The following is a 20,086-nucleotide window of genomic DNA, read 5'->3' as shown; positions in this document are numbered from 1 at the left end:
ACATGATTTCAGTAAACGATTTTCGTACAGGTTTAACAATTTCAGTGGACAATGCCCTTTGGCAAGTAATGGATTTCCAACACGTAAAGCCAGGTAAAGGTGCTGCATTCGTTCGCTCTAAACTACGTAACCTTCGCACAGGATCTGTTCAAGAGAAAACATTCCGTGCAGGTGAAAAAGTAGAAAAAGCACACATCGAAAACCGTCGTATGCAATACTTATACGCGAGCGGTGAGTCTCACGTATTTATGGATAACGAAACTTATGAGCAAATCGAACTTGGCGAAAACCAAATCGAGCGCGAATTAAAATTCTTAAAAGAAAACATGGGAGTATCTATTATGACATACCAAGATGAAGTACTTGGTGTTGAACTTCCGAACACAGTTGAATTAACAGTGTCAGAAACAGAGCCTGGTATTAAAGGTGACACAGCTTCTAACGTAACAAAACCAGCTAAATTAGAAACTGGTCTTGTTGTACAAGTACCAATCTTCATTAACGAAGGCGAAATGCTTATCATCAACACTGGTGAAGGTAAATACGTTTCTCGTGCATAGTAGAAAAGCACTCGTGATTATCACGAGTGCTTTTTTTTATCCCGTTATTTGCGGGCTAATAATCAGTGGGGGATGAACAACTCCCCCGCTGATTATAGTTTCACTTTATAGGAAATAGGGAAGATAGTAAATTGCGGTTATAACAAAACTAACTGTGACGAGTGAAAGGGTACCCATAATATATGGAGTCAAAACAATTTGAAACGGGCGTATTTCACCAGTTTCAATACCGGTAAAAGTTTTATTCGTTGCATGATCCATATTGTTATTTCTAAAGGTACTCATAATAATTAACCACGTAATTGCAAATATTGCTAGGCTGCCAAGGAAAAAGCTCTCCATAAATGACCAGCCGACCATTTTTGAAAAAAGATAAATAATAGCTAATTCTACTACAATTGTTAAACTAATTTTCAATCCCTTCATATTTTCCCCCCTCATTTTGTACTTTTAACCAATTTGAAAATTTTTCGCATGATACAACATGCAGTACGCAAGGTGATTTTACTTCTTTCTCCAAAGCAGCATGTACGTCTGGAAATTGTTTTTCCACATGTAATGAAATGTAAGGTAGTTTCTCTTGTGCTTTTAAAGAGCGAATGTTAGTCGTTTTAGCACCGGCAAATACGTATGTAAGTTGCAAGTCTAAAAAAGCGATTTTAAAGATCTCTTTTTTAGCAGCTTCGTTATATCCTCTTCCCCAATATTGATAGCTGAGCCAACTTCCAATATGTGAGTGCTTTTGTTCGTAATTAATATGTTTAAGTGTCGTGAGGCCAATTACTTCATTTTCCTCACTTACAATCACTCTTGATAAGGAGTGTTTTTTTCGTTCCTCTCCAATTGCAAAAAGAATGAACGCCTTTGTATCTTCCACTGATTCTACTTTTATCCCTAATGCATTTTTTACATGTGGATTGCTTGATAGCTCAAAAATCACATTTGCATATCGTAAATCGAGCGGTAATAAAGTAACTTGCTTCATCATCTATGCTCCTTTTCTATTAAATATACCATAAATCAATTGGAATATTCAGTTTTCGATCAAGTCGATAGAGAAAAATTATGTTTTTACTTCTGAAATAGACAACCTCTGCATATGGTTGTACAAATATATTCTTTTTCAGAATAAGGAAGTAGTAACTGTTATGGGAGAAGGTGGGAGAATGAAACAGTGGCTAGCGGCAATGGAAACATCCGTGCTTGTTATGGGGTTACTTCGGTTGTTTTCAGGAAGCGCGGAAATATTCGCCGCTTTGCTTATGCTTTACGTGAATGATGCAAAGAAAGCATTGTTTATAAATGGTATGTTGGCGTTTGTTGGACCGACCGTATTAATTTTAACAATGACAATTGGCATAGCGAGTGTAGCAAGTGAGATTTCTTTCTTGAAACTCTTTTTTCTAGCACTTGGAATTGGCTGCATTTTTATCGCGTTGTTGAAATAGTAAGTCGAGTATAGTGGGGAGAAGCTTATGAAAGAAGTATTAGAAGTTTTACCGAAAACGATGAAACAGTTAGTTGAAGGTTGTAAGCAATACGATACTCTAGAGGAAATTCGCGTTCGAATTGGAAGGCCACTAGAGTGTATTGCACATGGAGAAGTGTTTTTCTATGACTATATCGCTACAGCGGAAGATGCAATCCATTTATTGAATAAATTAAGTCAATTCTCAATTTATACGATGGAAGAGGAATTGAAACGTGGATATGTGACACTACGAGGAGGACATAGAATTGGCCTAGCTGGAAAAGTCATTACAGAAAAAAGTACAGTGAAAATGATTCGGGATGTCTCTTCTTTTAATATTCGTATTGCCCGTCAAAAAATAGGGATTGCTGAGCCGCTTCTGCCATATCTTTATGAATCGCGATGGTTAAACACGATGGTAATCGGCCCACCGCAAACGGGGAAAACAACACTTTTAAGAGATGTAGCACGCTGTATGAGTCAAGGTGTAAGTGCTTCGAAAATTCCTTCATGTAAAGTGGGGATTGTTGATGAACGATCAGAAATTGCGGGCTGTGTGAAAGGAATCCCGCAATATGACTTTGGCGTGCGAGTAGATGTATTAGACGCTTGTCCAAAAGCTGAAGGAATGATGATGATGATTCGTTCTATGAGCCCAGACATATTAATCGTAGATGAAATTGGACGTAAAGAAGATAGTGAAGCGATTATGGAGGCGGTACATGCAGGTGTTCAGCTTTTTATAAGTGCACATGGATTTTCTTATGATGATGTTGTGAAACGTCCATCGTTACAGGCGGTGCTGGAACTTGGTGTATTTGATAGGTTTGTGGAATTATCAAAAGCGAGAGGGCCAGGAACGGTTATGCAAGTGAAAGATAAATATGGAAAATCAGTATTACCTCATAGAAAGGCTCAAGGCGTATGGTGAAAATATTTGGTGCGGTATTAATAGTTGCTGTTAGCACTTTTTTCGGATTTTCATACGCTAAAAGGTACAGTGAGAGACCGCGGCAACTTAGGTTATTGAAGGCAGCATTGCAATCATTAGAAGCTGAAATTATGTATGGACACACGCCGTTATCTGAGGCTGCAGAGCGTTTAGTCAAACAAATGCCGAAGCCGTTAAATTGGATATTTCAAAGCTTTTCGAAACGGCTAGAGGACGGGGAGCAAACAGTTAGAGAAGCTTGGATTGATAGTTTGAAGGAGAACTGGACGTTAACGGCGTTTAAACAAACCGAGTATGAAATACTGCAACAATTTGGTGAAACACTTGGACAACATGATCGTGAATCACAGCAAAAACATATTCGCTTATGTATTACACATTTGGAGAGAGAAGAAGGAGAAGCGAAAGCATTACAACTACAATATGAAAAAATGATAAAGAGTTTAGGAGTACTAGCAGGGCTACTTATCGTAATTTTACTGCTATAGGGGGGAGAAAGGCGATGTCCATTGATGTTGGATTAATATTTCAAATCGCCGGAATCGGCATTGTTTTAGCTTTCATTCATACTGTACTAAAAGAATTAAAGCGAGAGGATATTGCAAATTGGGTTATCCTTGTCGGTTTTGTCGTTATTTTGTTTCATGTTGCATTTTTAATTAATACTCTATTCGACAAGATTAAAAGTGTCTTTCTCTTCCAGTAAAGGAGGCGGTTCGAATCGAAATTATACAAATTGTCGGATTAGGCCTCGTTGCTACATTTTTAGCTGCTGTTTTAAATCAGCATAAGTCTAGTATTACATCGTTATTTATTGTGTTCATTGGTAGCATGATGTTTCTTCTCTTAATCGATCAAATTCATTCTATTTTACAAATGATTGAGAGAGTGGCGAGTGAAGCGAAGGTTAGCAACGTATATGTAGAAACGTTATTGAAAATTATAGGGATTGCTTATATCGCTGAGTTTGGTGCGCAAATTACAAAGGATGCTGGTCAAGGTGCAATCGCTTCGAAAATTGAATTAGCTGGGAAAATCTTAATTCTCGTCATGGCAATTCCTATTTTGACGGTTGTAATTGAAACAATTCTCGGTTTTTTACCTACGGGATAAGGGGGAGTGAATGTTGAGGAAGTTTGGAGCTAAGCTATTATTTGCTTGCTTCCTTTTCTTTTCTTTACCGATTGTTGTACAAGCTTCTCCTATAGAAACAAACGTCGTTGATCAACAATTGGATAAGCTCGGAATTGAAGATGTGAAGCAATTTTGGGACGGGCTTGTTACAAAGTATGGAGGCTATTTACCAGAGAGTCAAAAAGGAAGCTTTATGGAGTTTGTAAAGGGAGAAAAAGAGTTCTCCATAAAAGAGTGGATGATAGGTCTACTAAAATATTTATTTCATGAGCTTGTTGCAAATGGAAAGTTACTTGGAACGCTCATTATGCTCACGATTTTCAGTGCATTGTTGCAATCGTTGCAATCTGCTTTTTCAAAGAGTAGCGTGAGTAAAATCGCTGATGCAGTCGTATACATGGTACTTATTATTTTCGCTTTAAATAGTTTTTATGTCGTTATGACATATGCAAGAGAGACGATACAAACAATGGTAGATTTTATACTAGCGTTATTACCAATTTTACTTGCACTCGTAGCAACAGGCGGCGGTGTTGTTTCTGTATCATTTTTTCATCCAATCATCATTTTCTTAATGAATACGAGTGGGCTTCTTATGAACTATATCGTTCTACCACTTTTATTACTTGCAACTATATTAAGTATTGTAAGCACGATGAGTGATCAATATAAAGTTACGAAATTGTCCAAGCTTTTGCAAAACGTTAGTGTTGGGATTATTGGTATCTTTTTGACGGTTTTTTTAGGCGTATTATCTGTACAGGGAACAGCGTCAGCCGTTGCTGATGGTATAGCTGTGAAAACGGCTAAATTTGTAACAGGAAACTTCATTCCTGTAGTAGGAAGGATGTTTACTGAGGCGGCGGATACTGTTATTAGTGCATCTGGATTATTAAAAAACACAGTCGGAATTATCGGGCTCGTTATTTTATGCTTAATTGTCGCTTTCCCAGCGATTCAAATTTTTTGTATCGCGTTTATTTATAAATTCGCAGCAGCAGTATTGCAACCAGTAGGCGGAGGAGCAATTATTCAATGTTTAGATATCATTGGACGAAGTATCATTTACGTATTTGCTTGCTTAGCTATCGTATCATTTATGTTCTTTTTAAGTATCACAATTATTATTGCTGCCGGGAACATTACTCTCATGATGCGGTAGGAGGTGAAGAGTATGCAATTTGTTACAGAGTGGATTAGAAATATTATCGTTTTTTTACTCTTAGCGACAATGCTTCATCTTATTCTTCCAAATTCAAATTTGCAAAAGTACGTTAAATTCGTTGTAAGTCTATTGTTAGTCGTATTAATTTTAACGCCTCTATTTAAGTTGTTACAAACAGATGTAAATGAAGTTATCGCAAATTTCAATGAAGAGAAGTACGTAGCAGACGGATCTGTAAAAAATTCGATAGATTCGAAGAAAAAAGAAATACAAGCTCTAACACGTGCATATAGTTTAGAAGAGATGGCTACCAAAATGAAAAAAGACGTAGGAAAAGAGTTTGAGAAAAAGTATGGTATGACAGTCTCTGAAATACAAATAGTTGCAGTGGAACATGCAGAAGAAGTAAAGTCAGCGAAAGATATTCAATCTGTTGTTGTGACGTTGAAAGAAAAAGAACGTAGTAAAAATGATGCAATCGAAACAGTAAAGCCCATTGAAATTAATATGAAAGAACCTCCAAAAAAAATAGAAGAAACGAATGTAGAAATGAAAGATTTCTTTTCAAGCAGGTGGCAACTAGAGGATAAACAAATCCAAGTTCAGATGGAAGGGAGGACAGGTAGCGTAAATGGACAATAAAGATAAAAATTCGAGGTTCTCATTTTTTCGAAACCTATTAAATGGGGATGGAAAAGAAAGTAATGAGAAGGGGAAAAAGGTAACACCTAAGTTTTTGCTTGTCCTACTCATACTTGGGATTGCGCTTATGTTTTCTAGTAATTACTTATCACCTAAAAAAGAAGAAGTGCCTGTGTTTAACGAAAAGACAAGTCAAAGCCAAGATAAAGATGTACCAACTTTCGGTCAAAAAAACAATGATAATATGTCAAATGTAGAAAAATACGAAAAAGCGTATGAACAAGAATTGAAAGCTTCTTTAGAAGAGATAGCCGGAGTAAAAGATGTAACTATTAAAGTGAACTTAGATTCATCTGAAGAAAAAATACTCGAGAAAAATACAGTAAAACGTTCACAAACGACAGGTGAAACTGATAAAGCAGGCGGGAAAAGGGAAGTAGAAGACGAGTCTCTTGATGAAAAGACAGTCATTATACGTGAAGGTGATAAAGAAACTCCAATTGTTTTGCGAACAGAGAAACCGAAAGTACGGGGTGTTCTGGTCGTAGCAAAGGGAGTGGATAATATACAAATAAAAGCAATGGTAAAAGAAGCTGTGACGCGATTATTAGATGTACCAGCTCATCGCGTTTCAGTATCACCGAAAAATTGATAGGGAGGAAATAAAGTGTTAAAAAAACAAACGGTTTGGCTATTAACGATGTTAAGTTTAGTGGTTGTACTATCTGTTTATTACGTAACAACTCCTGATAAAATGAATACAGCAGCACCGGCAACGGGTGAAAAGATGGGACAAGAAAAGCAAGGTGTTGATAAAGCAGTTACAAAAGAAACAACGAAAGAAACTACAAATAAAGAGACAACAAAAGAAAATACAAGCAAGGAAACTACAAATAAAGAAACAGACAAAAAAGAGAATGACAAAAAAGAAACAAGTAAAAAAGAGGCTAGCGTAACAGTTCAATCAAGCGATGAGAATTTTACAGCGCTACGTATGCAAATGGAAGATCAGCGTAGTGTAGAGAAAGAAAAGTTACAAAATGTAATGAAGTCATCAAAATCTTCAGCAGAAGAAAAGAGTAAAGCGAAAGATAATCTTGATGCCATCACTACGATGGAAACGAAGCAACAATTACTTGAGACAGTGATTAAATCTCAAGGCGGATATAAGGATGCTCTTGTAAGAGCTGATGGAACGGACATTAAAGTAACAGTTAAATCGGCAAAGCATTCACAAAAAGAAGCGAATAAAATTATTCAGCTTGTAAGAAGTGAAGGTGGTCCAAAAGATGTAGGTGTGAAATTTGATCCATCAGTAAAATAAATTGAAATTATAATAGGTGTTGCTGCTTCAAATTAGATAAAAGAATAATAGAAAAAAGCTATCGTTTTCGATAGCTTTTTTCTATTTCATCTTTGCAGTTGTATTTAGTATTTTCAATTGGAAACGGGGAAATACGCTGTGAGTAAAAGATTAATGGTTCGTGATGATGGTGATTAGTTTTTCCAGATTTGACGTGAATGAAGAGGACCAATGTCCAAATCACTACGGCAGGCAAGAACAGGATGAGCCATATCATATGTCCGCACCTCACTACAATAAATTTTCTACACTTTGAACATACTATTCTTTTATGAAGGAAGAATGAACGGCACGTAAACAAAAAAATAATATTTGGTAAAAATATGTTTTTTTACCGTAGATAAAATGAAGAATGTTGAGGGAATTACGTTTTTATACTGTACAGTTTTGAAAAAGTAAAGAATGTTTTTTAGGAAGTGGTCTTGCCAATTTTGTGTGAAACTTGGTATTATTACTAGGTAATAATTTTTTGGTGGAATAATATTTTTACAGGAGTTTCGATTTATAATAAAGAAATATAAATTGGAATGTTTAAAAAATTTAGCGTAAGATGGGAATAGTAAATATTTCTATTAGTAAATGTCATAGGAATAAATTTTCTAATAGAATACATCGTATTTTTACAGTAAATCAATTTGATGCCAATCTGTAAAAACGGGACAAACAAGAGTATGGGAGTGGATTTTACATGTTTAAAATTCAAGAAGTTCGTGAATTAATTAAATTAATTGATAGCTCTAATATTGATGAATTTGAATACAAAAAAGACGGTACAACAATCAAAATGAAAAAACGTGGTAATGAAGTTGTTGCTGTGCAAGCACCGGTAACGAAACAGGTAGTACAACCAGCAGCATCTGTTGAAGTAGAAACAACAGTAGCGGCAGCGCAAGTAGAAGTGCAAAAACAAGAAGAAGAGAAAGCTGTTCAAAATGAAAACCTACATAAAATCACATCACCGATGGTAGGGACATTTTATTCCTCTTCTTCGCCTGATACACCTCAATATGTAAGTGTTGGGGACAGAGTATCGAAAGATTCTATCGTATGTATTGTTGAAGCTATGAAATTATTTAACGAAATTGACGCAGATGTAGAGGGCGAAATTGTTGAAATTCTTGTTAATAACGGACAGCTTGTTGAGTATGGACAACCGCTATTTCTTGTAAAAGCGTAATAAGGGAGTCTTTGTGATGATAAAAAAAGTATTAATAGCCAATCGTGGAGAAATTGCTGTACGAATTATTCGCGCTTGTAAAGAAATGGATATTGAAACAGTTGCAATTTATTCTGAAGCAGACAAAGAGTCACTTCATGTGCAAATTGCAGATGAAGCGTATTGTGTTGGACCAACGATTTCGAAAGAAAGCTATTTAAATTTGACGAACATTATTAGCGTTGCAAAATTGACAGGTTGTGATGCAATTCATCCGGGATACGGATTTTTAGCAGAGAATGCAGATTTTGCAGAATTATGCCGTGAGTGTAACTTGATTTTTATCGGTCCAAGCCCGGAAGCTATTTCAAAGATGGGCACAAAAGACGTTGCACGTGATACAATGAAAGAAGCAGGGGTTCCGATTGTACCAGGTTCACAAGGGATTATTAAAAATACCGAAGAAGCGATCGAGCTTGCTAATCAAATTGGATATCCAGTTATTATTAAAGCGACTGCAGGTGGTGGCGGAAAAGGTATTCGTGTTGCGCGCCATGAAGAAGAGCTTGTAAAAGGAATTCAAATTACACAGCAAGAAGCCAGTACCGCTTTTGGGAACCCTGGTGTATACTTAGAGAAGTACGTTGAAGATTTCCGCCATGTTGAGATTCAAATAATGGCAGATACACATGGAAATGCCATTCATTTAGGAGAGCGTGATTGTACAATTCAGCGCCGTCTGCAAAAACTATTAGAAGAAAGTCCATCACCTGCACTTGATGAGAATATTCGCAAGCAAATGGGTGACGCAGCAGTTAAAGCGGCGGTAGCGGTTGATTATACAGGTGCTGGTACGGTTGAGTTTATTTATGAATATAAAACGAAAAGCTTTTATTTCATGGAGATGAATACGAGAATCCAAGTTGAACATCCAGTTACTGAAATGGTAACAGGGATGGATTTAATTAAAGAACAAATTCTTGTTGCTTCTGGAGAAAAGTTATCGTTACAGCAAGAAGAAGTACAATTTAATGGTTGGGCAATGGAATGTCGAATTAATGCGGAAAACCCTGCCAAAAAATTTATGCCATCTCCAGGTAGAGTAGAAATGTACTTACCACCAGGCGGATTTGGTATTCGCGTCGATTCAGCTGTATATCCGGGATATTCAATACCACCTTTCTATGATTCGATGGTTGCTAAATTAATTGTTCACGGAAAAACACGTGAAGAGGCAATTGCAAAAATGAAGCGAGCGCTCAGTGAGTTTGTCATTGAAGGCGTACATACAACAATCCCGTTCCATTTGCAATTGTTAGATCATCCTGATTTTGTAAAAGGTGAGTTTAACACGAAATTTTTGGAAGAGCATGAACTTGTGACGCAGTGATACATTAAAGGAGGTTTTTTTCATGGCTGAACATATGTTAGATATGGGTCAAGATACAACTCTTGGAAAAGTAGAAATTGCACCAGAAGTAATCGAAGTAATTGCAGGTATTGCAGCTGCTGAAGTAGAAGGTGTAGCGGCAATGCGTGGTAATTTTGCTACAGATGTTGTTGAGAAGTTAGGTAAGAAAAATCATGGTAAAGGTGTAAAGGTTGAATTAGCAAACGAAGATATTATTGTTGACCTTTATGTTGTGATGTATTTTGGTGTAGCAATTCCGGTTGTTGCACAAAAAATTCAAGACAATATTCGCCAAGCACTCTTTACAATGACAGGACTTGAGCCAAAAGAAGTGAACGTTCACATCGTTGGCGTAACATTCGAAACACAAAAAACAGAAATCGAACCAGTGTAAGAGTGAAAAAAGGTGCCTAGTAAAATAGGCATCTTTTTTATCGTTTCATTTCTTCACAAATTAAAACCCTCAAATTATTATACTATTTTAAAAAATAAGAAATATAAAACGGGATGTTTCATTTTTCCAAAAAACGTACATTGTGATAAGATATGGAACTTGAAGTTAATCTTTTTATTATTTTTCAGCCTTGTACCCCGTGTGTGAAACGATAAATTGTGTTATTATCATTGTATTATAAGGTTGGAAAATCAATGAAAACTGCAAGAGTAAGTGAATTGACGGCTTATAAATTATAATAATATAACAAAACATAAGGAAAGACTTGAAGTATAAAGGAGAGTTACAATGAAACGTAGGACGGCTAGAGAAAGAGCAATGCAAGCATTATACCAAATGGATATTACAGGTGAATTAGAACCGAAAGTAGCGGTGGAAAATACGCTAGATGAAGGCGAAGAAACAAATGAGTTTCTAGAATCACTTGTTGTAGGATTTGTAGACAACAAAGAAGAGATTGACGCAGCAATTCGTCAAAATTTAAAAAAGTGGAAGCTTGAGCGTATTAGTATTGTTGATCGCAGTATTTTACGTGTAGCTGTGTGTGAGATGAAATACATGGAAGAAATTCCGCACAATGTAACAATTAACGAAGCAATTGAAATCGCGAAAACATTTGGGGATGAGGAATCTCGTCGTTTTATTAACGGCGTTTTATCTAATATAAAAGATACACTGTAATTTCTTTAAGGGGGAAACTTAAAATGGTAGCAGTAATCATCAAAGGAAATGAAGTTGCGGAGAAAAAACGAGCACAATTAAAAGAAGAAGTTGTGAAGTTAAAAGAGCAAGGGATTGTACCAGGATTAGCAGTTATTTTAATTGGAGAAGATCCAGCATCTCGTTCTTATGTAAAAGGAAAAGAAAAAGGCTGTGAGCAAGTAGGAATCTATTCAGAGCTAATTGAACTTCCTGAAACGATTACCGAGGAGCGTTTGCTTGCTGAAATCGATCGCTTAAATGGAGACGACCGCATTAATGGCATATTGGTACAATTGCCTTTACCAAAACATATTGAAGAAAAAGCTATCATTGAAAGAATTTCACCGGAAAAGGATGTAGATGGATTTCACCCAATCAGCGTAGGACGTATGATGACGGGACAAGACACATTCCTTCCATGTACACCGCATGGCATTTTAGAATTAGTAAAAGAAACGAATCTTGATATTTCTGGAAAGCATGTTGTTGTAATTGGAAGAAGTAATATTGTTGGTAAACCAGTGGGGCAACTGTTTTTAAATGAAAATGCAACTGTCACATATTGTCATTCTAAGACGCAAAATATAGAAGAATTATCGAAGTTAGCTGATATTTTAATCGTAGCCGTTGGACGACCGAAAATGGTAACAGCTGACTATATTAAAGAAGGTGCGGTTGTAATTGATGTTGGTGTTAACCGTTTAGAAACAGGCAAACTTTGTGGTGATGTTGATTTTGACAATGTATTAGACGTTGCAGGTTACATTACGCCTGTGCCAAAAGGAGTCGGCCCAATGACTATTACAATGCTTCTTCACAACACTGTGGAGTCTGCAAAGCGTGCAGGAGTTGTTTGTCAATAATTTGAATCGGCTATGAGGAGAGAGCAATGGAGAAACAATATTTAACCGTTACAGCATTAACACGCTATATTAAAACAAAAATAGAGTATGATCCGCATTTACAGTCTGTTTGGTTAAAAGGAGAAATTTCCAACTTTAAATATCATAGTCGTGGTCATATGTATTTTACATTGAAAGATGAAAATGCAAGAATTGCAGCGGTTATGTTTGCGGGTCATAATCGTAACATTAAATTCAGACCGGAAAATGGAATGAAAGTACTTGTAAAAGGAAAGATTTCTGTTTACGAGGCGAGTGGTTCTTATCAAATTTATATTCAAGACATGCAGCCTGATGGAGTTGGAAATCTTCATTTAGCTTATGAACAATTAAAAGTCCGATTAGAAGAAGAAGGGCTGTTTTCTCAAGTTTATAAGCGTCCAATCCCTGCATATGCAAAAACAATCGGTGTTATAACGTCGCCAACAGGAGCAGCAATTCGCGATATTATAACAACAATTAAACGTCGTTATCCAATTGGAAATGTTATTGTGTTTCCTGTACTTGTACAAGGGGAGTCAGCGGCTCCCTCAATTGTACAAGCAATTCGTACAGCGAATGAAATGGGAGATATTGATGTTTTAATTGTTGGACGTGGTGGAGGCTCTATTGAAGAATTATGGGCCTTTAATGAGGAAGTAGTTGCAAGAGCAATTTTTACAAGTGAGATTCCGATTATTTCAGCTGTAGGTCATGAAACGGATTTTACAATCGCAGATTTTGTCGCGGATTTACGTGCACCAACACCGACTGCAGCAGCTGAGCTGGCGGTACCTAACATTATAGAGTTACAAGAAAAGGTATTACAAAGAACTCTGAGATTGCAAAGAGCAATGAGAGAGAGAGTACATAAAAAAGAAGAAAAACTGCAAGTGTTACAAAAATCTTATGCGTTCCGTTATCCAAGGCAAGTGTATGAGCAAAAAGAAGAGCAGCTAGACAGAGCTCTTGAACAACTTGTTTTAGCGAAAGAGCGTTATATAGATAAAAAAGTAAATCAATTAAAGCAACTTTCATTTTATTTAGAAAAGCACCACCCATCTCAAAAAATTATACAAACGAAAACGGCAATTGAAACGTTGCAAAAGCAGTTGCAACGTGAAATGCAAACGTTACTTCAAACGAAGGAGTTCGTATTTGTGAGAGCGGCTCAAAAGCTTGAAGTATTAAGCCCGCTTAAAGTAATGATGAGAGGGTACGGGCTTGTATACGATGAAGAGAAACAAGTATTAAAAAGCGTGAAAGATGTTAGCCTTGGAGATGCTGTTTCGGTTCAATTACAAGATGGAATACTAGATTGTAGCGTATCAAGCATAGAGGAGCGTGAATTGAATAATGGAAAATAAGTTAAGCTTTGAAGAAGCAATTTCGCAGCTTGAGCATCTCGTTTCTAAGCTTGAACAAGGTGATGTACCTTTAGAGGAAGCGATTTCTTATTTTAAAGAAGGCATGGAATTATCTAAGCTTTGTGATGAGAAATTGAAAGATGTACAAGAACAAATGGCAGTTATCCTTGGAGAAGATGGAGAGCTTAAACCGTTTACTGCTTTAGGAGATGAAGCATAGTGACACATATAGCTTTTGATGCTTTTTTGAAAGAGAGTAAAACTTTCGTAGAAGAAAATCTTGTAAGCTATGCAAATGAATTACAATGTCCAAATGTGCTTCGTGAAGCGATGGCATATTCTTTGGAAGCGGGTGGGAAACGTCTCCGCCCGTTACTTTTATTTGCAACGTTACAAGCGTTTGGAAAAGAAAGAAATCTTGGAGTGGGTGCAGCTTGTGCCCTTGAAATGATTCATACATATTCGTTAATTCATGATGATTTACCTTGTATGGATGATGATGATCTAAGACGAGGAAAGCCTACCAATCATAAAGTATTTGGTGAAGCAATGGCAGTTTTAGCAGGAGATGGTTTGTTGACATATGCTTTTCAAGTTATTATGGCATATGGGCAAAAAGAAATCTCTGCTGAAAAAAAAGTAAGACTTGTACTTGAGCTTGCGAAAGCAGCAGGACCTGAAGGAATGGTTGCTGGACAAGTGGCAGATATGGAAGCTGAAGGAAAACGACTTACAATTAATGAATTAGAGTACATCCATAAGCATAAGACAGGTAAACTGCTTGAGTTTGCTGTACTTGCAGGAGCGATACTTTCTGATGCTACAGAAGAGCAAGAAGAGAAGTTACTTGCATTTGCGAAATATATCGGTCTAGCTTTCCAAATTAGAGATGATATTTTGGATGTAGAAGGAACAGAAGAAGAGATTGGAAAACCGATTGGTAGTGATGCTTCCAATGAAAAGAGCACATATACGACGTTATTTACTGTAGATAGAGCAAAATCTATTTTAGAGGAGAAAATTGCAAAAGCAAAAGACTCTATTAGCTCCTTACAATTACAAGATGAATATTTACTATCTATTTGTGATTTAATCGCAAAACGTAATAACTAATATAACAGCGTTTCCATTTGTTGAGTCATTCATCATTTTATGATATAAATGTAGGAAAAGGTTTTTCTTTTCTTGTTATTGGCAAAAATATATGTAGATTACATTGCCGTTATCACTTCGTGTTAGCGGCTATTTTTTTCATCACGTAAAGAAATATGATGTATAATATGATAAGTGAAAAAATGGAAGTGTTTTCTGAAAGCAGGACAAGATAAGAAGAATAGAAAAGATAATTTCTTGTGTTGTGTAAATGTTTCTTATAATATTTGACATGTTGACAGATTATGAAATGAAAGTGAGTGATCCATGTGGATCTAACGCAAATTCAAAACCCTAGTTTTTTGAAAGATATGTCTATCAGTGAACTAGAGGGGTTGAGTGAGGATATTCGTAAGTTTTTAATTGAAGAGCTCTCTCAAACAGGTGGACATATTGCACCTAATTTAGGTGTAGTAGAACTCACACTTGCTCTGCATAAATTATTTGATAGTCCGAAAGATAAATTTTTATGGGACGTAGGACATCAATCCTATGTACATAAAATTTTAACAGGGCGTGCGAAAGAATTCGGCACATTAAGGCAGTACCAAGGTCTATGTGGTTTTCCAAAACGCTGCGAGAGTGAGCATGATGTTTGGGAAACTGGTCATAGTTCCACGTCGTTATCTGCTGCAATGGGAATGGCCCTAGCACGTGATTTAAAGAAAACGGAAGAATACGTTATACCAATCATTGGGGATGGTGCATTAACAGGCGGAATGGCTTTAGAGGCATTGAACCATATTGGACATGAAAAAACGGACATGATTGTTATTTTGAATGACAATGAAATGTCAATTGCACCAAACGTCGGTGCACTTCATAATGTACTTGGTCGTTTACGTACCGCAGGGAAGTACCATTGGGTAAAAGATGAACTAGAGTATATATTGAAGAAAATCCCAGCAGTCGGCGGGAAAGTTGCTGCGACAGCAGAGAAAATAAAAGATAGTCTAAAATATTTACTAGTATCAGGCGTCTTTTTTGAAGAATTAGGCTTTACATATTTAGGGCCGGTCGATGGGCATGATTATGAAAAGTTATTCGAAACGTTGCAATATGCAAAGAAAACAAAAGGCCCAGTACTTGTTCATGTTATTACGAAAAAAGGAAAAGGTTATAAACCAGCTGAGAGTGACGTTATTGGAACTTGGCATGGAACAGGACCGTACAAAATTGAGTCAGGTGACTTCGTTAAACCGAAGGAAGTTGCACCAGCATGGAGTGCTGTTGTTAGTGAAACAGTGCTTAAGCTAGCGAGAACGGATGAACGTATCGTTGCAATTACGCCTGCAATGCCTGTTGGATCGAAACTTGAGAAATTCCAAAAAGAATTTCCGAATCGTATGATTGATGTAGGTATTGCAGAGCAGCATGCTACAACAATGGCGGCTGGTATGGCAACGCAAGGAATGAAGCCATTCTTAGCAATTTATTCAACGTTTTTACAAAGAGCATATGACCAAGTTGTTCATGATATTTGTCGCCAAAATTTAAATGTTTTCATTGGAATAGATCGTTCTGGATTAGTTGGAGCAGACGGTGAAACGCATCAAGGTGTATTTGACATCTCGTTTTTACGTCATTTGCCGAATATGGTACTTATGATGCCGAAAGATGAAAATGAAGGACAACATTTAGTATATACAGCGATGCAATACGAAGATGGACCGATTGCTTTACGTTATGCACGCGGCAATGGACTTGGCGTTCAAATGGATGAAGAATTAAAGGCGATTCCAATTGGTACATGGGAAACGTTAAAAGAAGGCACACAAGCAGCAATTTTAACGTTTGGTACGACAATCCCGATGGCAATGGAAGCAGCTGAGCGTCTTGAACAAACTGGAGTATCAGTGAAAGTAGTGAATGCTCGCTTTATTAAACCGATGGATGAGGCATATTTACATGAGCTTTTAGGGGGAAATATACCGATTTTAACGATTGAAGAGGCTTGTTTAATCGGTGGCTTTGGAACGGGAGTAGTTGAATTTGCTTCTGAGAACGGATACCATAGTGCTTTAATTGAACGAATGGGTATTCCTGATCGCTTCATAGAGCATGGTAGTGTAACAAAACTGTTAGAAGAAATTGGTTTAACGACAGATGCTGTTGTAGACCGTATTCATACAATGATTCCATCAAAACAAAAAAGGGCGTAACAAATGAGCATAAAAAAAGAAAGAGTAGATGTACTATTAGTAGAGCGAGGACTTATAGAAACGCGTGAGAAGGCTAAACGTGCTGTTATGGCAGGTCTTGTATATGCGAATGAAATGAGACTCGATAAGCCAGGGGAGAAAATCTCGCAAGATACAGAGATTACGGTGAAAGGGCAAGTTATGCCGTATGTAAGCCGTGGTGGCTATAAGCTTGAAAAGGCATTAGAAACATTTCAACTTGATTTACAAGATAAAGTTATGATAGATATTGGTTCATCAACTGGTGGTTTTACAGACTGTGCGCTTCAAAATGGTGCGAAGTTATCCTACGCATTAGATGTAGGATATAATCAACTTGCGTGGAAATTGCGTCAAGATGAGCGTGTTGTTGTGATGGAACGAACGAACTTCCGTTACGTGACACCGGCAGATTTAGAGCGTGGTTTACCGCAGTTTGCAAGTATTGATGTTTCATTTATATCATTAAGGCTTATATTGCCGGTTTTAAAAACAATGCTTACGCCAAATGGTGATGTAGCTGCATTGATTAAACCTCAGTTTGAAGCTGGACGAGAACAAGTCGGGAAAAAAGGCATTGTTCGTGATAGAAAAGTACATGAAGCTGTCGTGGAAATGATTGTCGATTTTGCTCTTAAGGAAGGCTATAATGTCGAAGGTTTAACATTCTCACCAATTACAGGTGGGGATGGAAATATTGAATTTTTAATTCATCTAAAGTGGCACGGTGAGCGTGAGAATGGCGAAAATCATTCTCCGGTTTCTATTGAACAAGTTGTTACCGAAGCGCATAATGTTCTAAAACAAAAAGGGAAAGGGGAATAACATATGTTGTTCCTCTTTTTGTTGTAATCGTATAATTATTGTAAAAACAATTGTATACAAGTAACGGATTATACGTTAACATAAATAAATGAAGTATACCAATGTTTAAACTATGGTAAGAGATAGTGTGAGGTGCAAATGTATGAATAAAGGTCAGCGCCATATTAAAATCAGGGAAATTATTGCGAACAAAGAAATTGAAACACAAGATGAACTAGTTGATATTTTACGTAATGTGGGGTTTAATGTAACGCAAGCAACAGTATCGCGCGATATTAAAGAACTGCACTTAGTGAAGGTGCCATTACATGATGGTCGCTATAAATATAGCTTGCCAGCAGATCAACGATTTAATCCGTTGCAAAAATTAAAACGAAATCTAGTGGATTCATTTGTAAAATTAGACACGGCAGGACATATGCTTGTGCTAAAAACATTGCCTGGTAACGCTCATTCACTTGGGGCACTTATTGATCATTTAGAGTGGGATGAGATTGTCGGAACCATTTGTGGTGATGATACTTGCTTAATTATTTGCCGTACACCTGAAGATACAGGTGTTGTCTCTGATCGTTTCTTAAATATGCTGTAACAGAAAAATCTTGTTTACTTTCCTCTGTAAAGTGGAAAGTAAACAAGATATTTTTATTGGCGAAAAATATGGATATTCAAATACAATACATTATTTTTTTTGAATGAAGTTAGAAAATAGGTGGATTGACCCGTAAAACGAATGTTTGGTACAATGGAGCGGGTTAGAAGAGTAATTTATACATACAAACATATAGTATAACTATTTGAATGAAGAATACTGAGAAAAGCCCTTAATTGGGGATTAGTTTATAACGAGGTGAATGGGGCATTGTTATCGGAATTATCGATCAGAAACTTTGCTATTATTGAGGCATTAAATATTTCTTTTCAAAAAGGTTTAACCGTTTTAAGTGGTGAAACAGGAGCTGGAAAATCCATTATTATTGATGCAATTAGTTTGCTTGTTGGTGGCCGTGGTTCAGCAGAATTTGTTCGATATGGAACAGAAAAGGCTGAGATAGAAGGATTATTCTATGTAGAAGATGCCAAGCATCCATGTATCGCAAAGGCAGAAGAGTTAGATATAGAAATAGAAGATGGCATGATTATTTTGAAGCGTGACATCGCTGCTAACGGAAAAAGTGTCTGTCGTGTAAATGGGAAACTTGTTACACTCAGCATATTAAAAGAGATTGGAAAAACACTAGTTGATATTCATGGACAGCATGAAACACAAGATTTAATGAATGAAGAGCGTCATATGTTTATGCTTGATCATTTTGATGGAAATCGCATTGTTAAACAATTGGCCATATATCAAAATGTATATACAGACTATGAGAAGTTAAAAAAACAGCTAAAATCTTTAAGTGAAAATGAACAACAAATGGCCCATCGTCTAGATTTAATTCAATTCCAACATGAAGAAATTCGTAAGGCGGATTTAAAAATGGATGAAGAATATGAATTGACTGAGGAACGATTAAAAATCTCCAATTTTGAAAAGATTTATAAAGCATTAGGAGATGCGTATCGTTCGTTAAGTGGAGACGGACAGGGATTAGATCACGTAAGAAATGGAATGGGACAAATGGAGAGTATTACGCACTTAGATGAAGCGTATCAAGAAAATCATGATTCCATTGCAAATAGTTATTACTTATTAGAAGAAGTTGCATATCAGCTTAGAGAAAAGTTAGATATGATGGAATATGATCCGAAACGTCTAGATGAAATTGAAACACGTTTGAATGAAATCCGTATGTTAAAGAGAAAGTATGGAAATACTGTAGAAGAGATTTTAGCGTATGCTGATAAAATTGAACAAGAAATTTTTACGATTGAAAATAAAGACGTACATATTGAAACGACGAGAAAGCAGTTAACGAAATTAGAAGGTGTTATTGTAAAAGAAGCAACGTTGTTAAGTACTATGCGTCATGAGCTTGCGGATCATCTTACAAGCGCTATTCATCAAGAATTAAAAGAACTATATATGGAAAAAACGAAATTTGAAGTGAGAATTATGAAGAGGGTAGGAAATGTAGAAGAACCTCTCGTGGAAGGAACACCGGTAAAACTTACGGCGGATGGCTACGATCATGTGGAATTTTATATTTCAACGAATCCGGGTGAACCGTTAAAGCCACTTTCAAAGGTCGCTTCTGGCGGAGAGTTATCTCGTATTATTTTAGCTTTAAAAAGCATTTTTTCTAAGCATCAAGGTGTTGCATCTGTTATTTTTGATGAAGTGGATACGGGTGTGAGTGGTCGGGTTGCGCAGGCTATTGCGGAAAAAATTTATCGTGTATCAGTAAACTCGCAAGTACTTTGTATTACGCACTTACCTCAAGTAGCTTCAATGGCGGACTCGCATTTATTTATTAGAAAACAAGTGGCGAATGATCGGACGATTACATCGGTTACTGTGTTAAGTACGGATGAAAAAGTAACAGAAATTGCTCGAATGATTTCTGGTGTTGAAATTACAGATTTAACGACAGAGCATGCGAAAGAGTTACTTACGCAAGCGCATCATTTCAAACAGACAGCAGAGGCTATCCAGTAATGGATAGCTTTTTTTTCTCAAATGACGATTTCTTAATTCTTCCGGTTATAAATAAAGCACTGCAAGGAG

25 protein-coding genes are annotated in these 20,086 nt (G+C 36.6%); 22 read left to right on the top strand and 3 right to left on the bottom strand.

All coding sequences use genetic code 11. From position 1 onward, the window contains the following. Positions 1-2: 2 nt before the first annotated feature. Positions 3-560, top strand: a complete 558-nt coding sequence (gene efp / locus AB3X48_RS03205; protein ID WP_002033989.1) for an elongation factor P — start codon at positions 3-5, stop codon at positions 558-560. Positions 561-665: 105 nt separating this feature from the next. On the opposite strand, the gene AB3X48_RS03200 is transcribed toward efp, so the two are convergent. Together AB3X48_RS03200 and AB3X48_RS03195 are read right to left on the bottom strand one after the other, a co-directional pair. Further along, positions 666-986 (bottom strand): hypothetical protein, encoded by a 321-nt coding sequence (locus AB3X48_RS03200; RefSeq protein WP_002160523.1) that lies wholly within the window; start codon positions 984-986, stop codon positions 666-668. Next, the gene (locus AB3X48_RS03195; protein WP_199715359.1) at positions 967-1,548 is read right to left on the bottom strand and encodes a GNAT family N-acetyltransferase; all 582 of its coding nucleotides are present in this window, start codon (positions 1,546-1,548) and stop codon (positions 967-969) included. The genes AB3X48_RS03200 and AB3X48_RS03195 overlap by 20 nt, the downstream gene beginning before the upstream one ends. Positions 1,549-1,726: 178 nt before the next feature. Here AB3X48_RS03195 and AB3X48_RS03190 point away from each other — a divergent pair, with 178 nt between their 5' ends. The 9 genes from AB3X48_RS03190 to AB3X48_RS03150 are packed head-to-tail and all read left to right on the top strand — an operon-like array spanning position 1,727 to position 7,248. After that, positions 1,727-2,008 carry a YqhV family protein gene (locus tag AB3X48_RS03190; RefSeq protein ID WP_000816054.1) on the top strand — a complete coding sequence of 94 codons (282 nt, stop codon included), beginning with the start codon at positions 1,727-1,729 and terminating at the stop codon, positions 2,006-2,008. Between the two features lie 27 nt (positions 2,009-2,035). Next, complete coding sequence (gene spoIIIAA, locus AB3X48_RS03185) at positions 2,036-2,962, top strand: stage III sporulation protein AA (protein ID WP_002067099.1); 927 nt, start codon at positions 2,036-2,038, stop codon at positions 2,960-2,962. Continuing rightward, the gene (gene spoIIIAB / locus AB3X48_RS03180) at positions 2,956-3,471 is read left to right on the top strand and encodes a stage III sporulation protein SpoIIIAB (RefSeq protein ID WP_002088574.1); all 516 of its coding nucleotides are present in this window, start codon (positions 2,956-2,958) and stop codon (positions 3,469-3,471) included. The genes spoIIIAA and spoIIIAB overlap by 7 nt, the downstream gene beginning before the upstream one ends. A 14-nt stretch (positions 3,472-3,485) precedes the next feature. Beyond that, on the top strand, positions 3,486-3,689 hold the full coding sequence (gene spoIIIAC, locus AB3X48_RS03175; RefSeq protein ID WP_000020914.1) for a stage III sporulation protein AC: 204 nt from the start codon (positions 3,486-3,488) through the stop codon (positions 3,687-3,689). Between the two features lie 23 nt (positions 3,690-3,712). Beyond that, positions 3,713-4,096: a stage III sporulation protein AD gene (gene spoIIIAD / locus AB3X48_RS03170; protein ID WP_078172833.1), complete on the top strand. Its 384-nt coding sequence runs from the start codon at positions 3,713-3,715 to the stop codon at positions 4,094-4,096. 10 nt (positions 4,097-4,106) lie between these two features. Next, positions 4,107-5,279 carry a stage III sporulation protein AE gene (gene spoIIIAE, locus AB3X48_RS03165; protein ID WP_002067101.1) on the top strand — a complete coding sequence of 391 codons (1,173 nt, stop codon included), beginning with the start codon at positions 4,107-4,109 and terminating at the stop codon, positions 5,277-5,279. Positions 5,280-5,291: 12 nt separating this feature from the next. Further along, positions 5,292-5,924 (top strand): stage III sporulation protein AF, encoded by a 633-nt coding sequence (gene spoIIIAF, locus AB3X48_RS03160; protein WP_002015059.1) that lies wholly within the window; start codon positions 5,292-5,294, stop codon positions 5,922-5,924. After that, a complete protein-coding gene (spoIIIAG, locus tag AB3X48_RS03155) occupies positions 5,914-6,576 on the top strand; it encodes a stage III sporulation protein AG (RefSeq protein ID WP_002067103.1) in 663 nt (220 codons plus the stop codon). Before spoIIIAF ends, spoIIIAG begins: the two co-directional genes overlap by 11 nt. A 15-nt stretch (positions 6,577-6,591) precedes the next feature. After that, the gene (locus tag AB3X48_RS03150) at positions 6,592-7,248 is read left to right on the top strand and encodes a SpoIIIAH-like family protein (protein ID WP_002067104.1); all 657 of its coding nucleotides are present in this window, start codon (positions 6,592-6,594) and stop codon (positions 7,246-7,248) included. 58 nt (positions 7,249-7,306) lie between these two features. Here AB3X48_RS03150 and AB3X48_RS03145 read toward each other — a convergent pair whose 3' ends face one another. Beyond that, a complete protein-coding gene (locus tag AB3X48_RS03145) occupies positions 7,307-7,504 on the bottom strand; it encodes a hypothetical protein (protein WP_012261697.1) in 198 nt (65 codons plus the stop codon). Positions 7,505-7,975: 471 nt separating this feature from the next. Here AB3X48_RS03145 and accB point away from each other — a divergent pair, with 471 nt between their 5' ends. The 12 genes from accB (at position 7,976) to recN (ending at position 20,017) form a co-directional block, all read left to right on the top strand. Next, positions 7,976-8,464 (top strand): acetyl-CoA carboxylase biotin carboxyl carrier protein, encoded by a 489-nt coding sequence (gene accB / locus AB3X48_RS03140; protein ID WP_002160528.1) that lies wholly within the window; start codon positions 7,976-7,978, stop codon positions 8,462-8,464. Between the two features lie 16 nt (positions 8,465-8,480). Then, complete coding sequence (accC, locus tag AB3X48_RS03135) at positions 8,481-9,833, top strand: acetyl-CoA carboxylase biotin carboxylase subunit (protein ID WP_002160529.1); 1,353 nt, start codon at positions 8,481-8,483, stop codon at positions 9,831-9,833. A gap of 22 nt (positions 9,834-9,855) precedes the next feature. Then, positions 9,856-10,248, top strand: coding sequence for an Asp23/Gls24 family envelope stress response protein (locus AB3X48_RS03130; RefSeq protein ID WP_000807630.1), 393 nt, complete (start codon positions 9,856-9,858; stop codon positions 10,246-10,248). 348 nt (positions 10,249-10,596) lie between these two features. Continuing rightward, positions 10,597-10,989, top strand: a complete 393-nt coding sequence (gene nusB, locus AB3X48_RS03125) for a N utilization substance protein NusB (RefSeq protein WP_002067080.1) — start codon at positions 10,597-10,599, stop codon at positions 10,987-10,989. Between the two features lie 23 nt (positions 10,990-11,012). After that, positions 11,013-11,873, top strand: coding sequence for a bifunctional methylenetetrahydrofolate dehydrogenase/methenyltetrahydrofolate cyclohydrolase FolD (folD, locus tag AB3X48_RS03120; protein WP_002160530.1), 861 nt, complete (start codon positions 11,013-11,015; stop codon positions 11,871-11,873). 26 nt (positions 11,874-11,899) lie between these two features. After that, a complete protein-coding gene (gene xseA / locus AB3X48_RS03115) occupies positions 11,900-13,258 on the top strand; it encodes an exodeoxyribonuclease VII large subunit (RefSeq protein ID WP_002111752.1) in 1,359 nt (452 codons plus the stop codon). Continuing rightward, on the top strand, positions 13,248-13,478 hold the full coding sequence (xseB, locus tag AB3X48_RS03110; RefSeq protein ID WP_000428422.1) for an exodeoxyribonuclease VII small subunit: 231 nt from the start codon (positions 13,248-13,250) through the stop codon (positions 13,476-13,478). Before xseA ends, xseB begins: the two co-directional genes overlap by 11 nt. Next, positions 13,478-14,371, top strand: coding sequence for a (2E,6E)-farnesyl diphosphate synthase (gene ispA, locus AB3X48_RS03105; protein ID WP_002145801.1), 894 nt, complete (start codon positions 13,478-13,480; stop codon positions 14,369-14,371). The genes xseB and ispA overlap by 1 nt, the downstream gene beginning before the upstream one ends. A gap of 308 nt (positions 14,372-14,679) precedes the next feature. Then, a complete protein-coding gene (gene dxs, locus AB3X48_RS03100; RefSeq protein ID WP_016106128.1) occupies positions 14,680-16,572 on the top strand; it encodes a 1-deoxy-D-xylulose-5-phosphate synthase in 1,893 nt (630 codons plus the stop codon). A 3-nt stretch (positions 16,573-16,575) separates the two neighbouring features. Beyond that, positions 16,576-17,415: a TlyA family RNA methyltransferase gene (locus AB3X48_RS03095; RefSeq protein ID WP_002160533.1), complete on the top strand. Its 840-nt coding sequence runs from the start codon at positions 16,576-16,578 to the stop codon at positions 17,413-17,415. Positions 17,416-17,557: 142 nt separating this feature from the next. Continuing rightward, positions 17,558-18,007, top strand: coding sequence for an arginine repressor ArgR (argR, locus tag AB3X48_RS03090; protein ID WP_002015076.1), 450 nt, complete (start codon positions 17,558-17,560; stop codon positions 18,005-18,007). A gap of 270 nt (positions 18,008-18,277) precedes the next feature. Beyond that, positions 18,278-20,017, top strand: a complete 1,740-nt coding sequence (gene recN, locus AB3X48_RS03085; protein WP_367958771.1) for a DNA repair protein RecN — start codon at positions 18,278-18,280, stop codon at positions 20,015-20,017. Positions 20,018-20,086: the final 69 nt, after the last annotated feature.

Source organism: Bacillus sp. S4 (genome assembly GCF_040838205.1).
Lineage (GTDB): Bacteria > Bacillota > Bacilli > Bacillales > Bacillaceae_G > Bacillus_A > Bacillus_A cereus_U.
The sequence above is the reverse complement of the archived record's forward strand: the minus strand, read 5'-3'. Positions and strand labels throughout refer to the sequence as shown.

What these genes read in the sequence shown, in the direction of transcription:
- AB3X48_RS03130 (WP_000807630.1), top strand. Translation starts at nt 9,856, where the DNA reads ATGGCTGAACATATGTTAGATATGGGTCAAGATACAACTCTTGGAAAA.
- spoIIIAG (WP_002067103.1), top strand. Translation starts at nt 5,914, where the DNA reads ATGGACAATAAAGATAAAAATTCGAGGTTCTCATTTTTTCGAAACCTA.
- AB3X48_RS03095 (WP_002160533.1), top strand. Translation starts at nt 16,576, where the DNA reads ATGAGCATAAAAAAAGAAAGAGTAGATGTACTATTAGTAGAGCGAGGA.
- xseB (WP_000428422.1), top strand. Translation starts at nt 13,248, where the DNA reads ATGGAAAATAAGTTAAGCTTTGAAGAAGCAATTTCGCAGCTTGAGCAT.
- AB3X48_RS03145 (WP_012261697.1), bottom strand. Translation starts at nt 7,504, where the DNA reads ATGATATGGCTCATCCTGTTCTTGCCTGCCGTAGTGATTTGGACATTG.
- AB3X48_RS03190 (WP_000816054.1), top strand. Translation starts at nt 1,727, where the DNA reads ATGAAACAGTGGCTAGCGGCAATGGAAACATCCGTGCTTGTTATGGGG.
- spoIIIAA (WP_002067099.1), top strand. Translation starts at nt 2,036, where the DNA reads ATGAAAGAAGTATTAGAAGTTTTACCGAAAACGATGAAACAGTTAGTT.
- spoIIIAB (WP_002088574.1), top strand. Translation starts at nt 2,956, where the DNA reads ATGGTGAAAATATTTGGTGCGGTATTAATAGTTGCTGTTAGCACTTTT.
- argR (WP_002015076.1), top strand. Translation starts at nt 17,558, where the DNA reads ATGAATAAAGGTCAGCGCCATATTAAAATCAGGGAAATTATTGCGAAC.
- AB3X48_RS03195 (WP_199715359.1), bottom strand. Translation starts at nt 1,548, where the DNA reads ATGATGAAGCAAGTTACTTTATTACCGCTCGATTTACGATATGCAAAT.
- accB (WP_002160528.1), top strand. Translation starts at nt 7,976, where the DNA reads ATGTTTAAAATTCAAGAAGTTCGTGAATTAATTAAATTAATTGATAGC.
- spoIIIAF (WP_002015059.1), top strand. Translation starts at nt 5,292, where the DNA reads ATGCAATTTGTTACAGAGTGGATTAGAAATATTATCGTTTTTTTACTC.
- accC (WP_002160529.1), top strand. Translation starts at nt 8,481, where the DNA reads ATGATAAAAAAAGTATTAATAGCCAATCGTGGAGAAATTGCTGTACGA.
- nusB (WP_002067080.1), top strand. Translation starts at nt 10,597, where the DNA reads ATGAAACGTAGGACGGCTAGAGAAAGAGCAATGCAAGCATTATACCAA.
- xseA (WP_002111752.1), top strand. Translation starts at nt 11,900, where the DNA reads ATGGAGAAACAATATTTAACCGTTACAGCATTAACACGCTATATTAAA.
- AB3X48_RS03200 (WP_002160523.1), bottom strand. Translation starts at nt 986, where the DNA reads ATGAAGGGATTGAAAATTAGTTTAACAATTGTAGTAGAATTAGCTATT.
- efp (WP_002033989.1), top strand. Translation starts at nt 3, where the DNA reads ATGATTTCAGTAAACGATTTTCGTACAGGTTTAACAATTTCAGTGGAC.
- spoIIIAC (WP_000020914.1), top strand. Translation starts at nt 3,486, where the DNA reads ATGTCCATTGATGTTGGATTAATATTTCAAATCGCCGGAATCGGCATT.
- spoIIIAE (WP_002067101.1), top strand. Translation starts at nt 4,107, where the DNA reads ATGTTGAGGAAGTTTGGAGCTAAGCTATTATTTGCTTGCTTCCTTTTC.
- folD (WP_002160530.1), top strand. Translation starts at nt 11,013, where the DNA reads ATGGTAGCAGTAATCATCAAAGGAAATGAAGTTGCGGAGAAAAAACGA.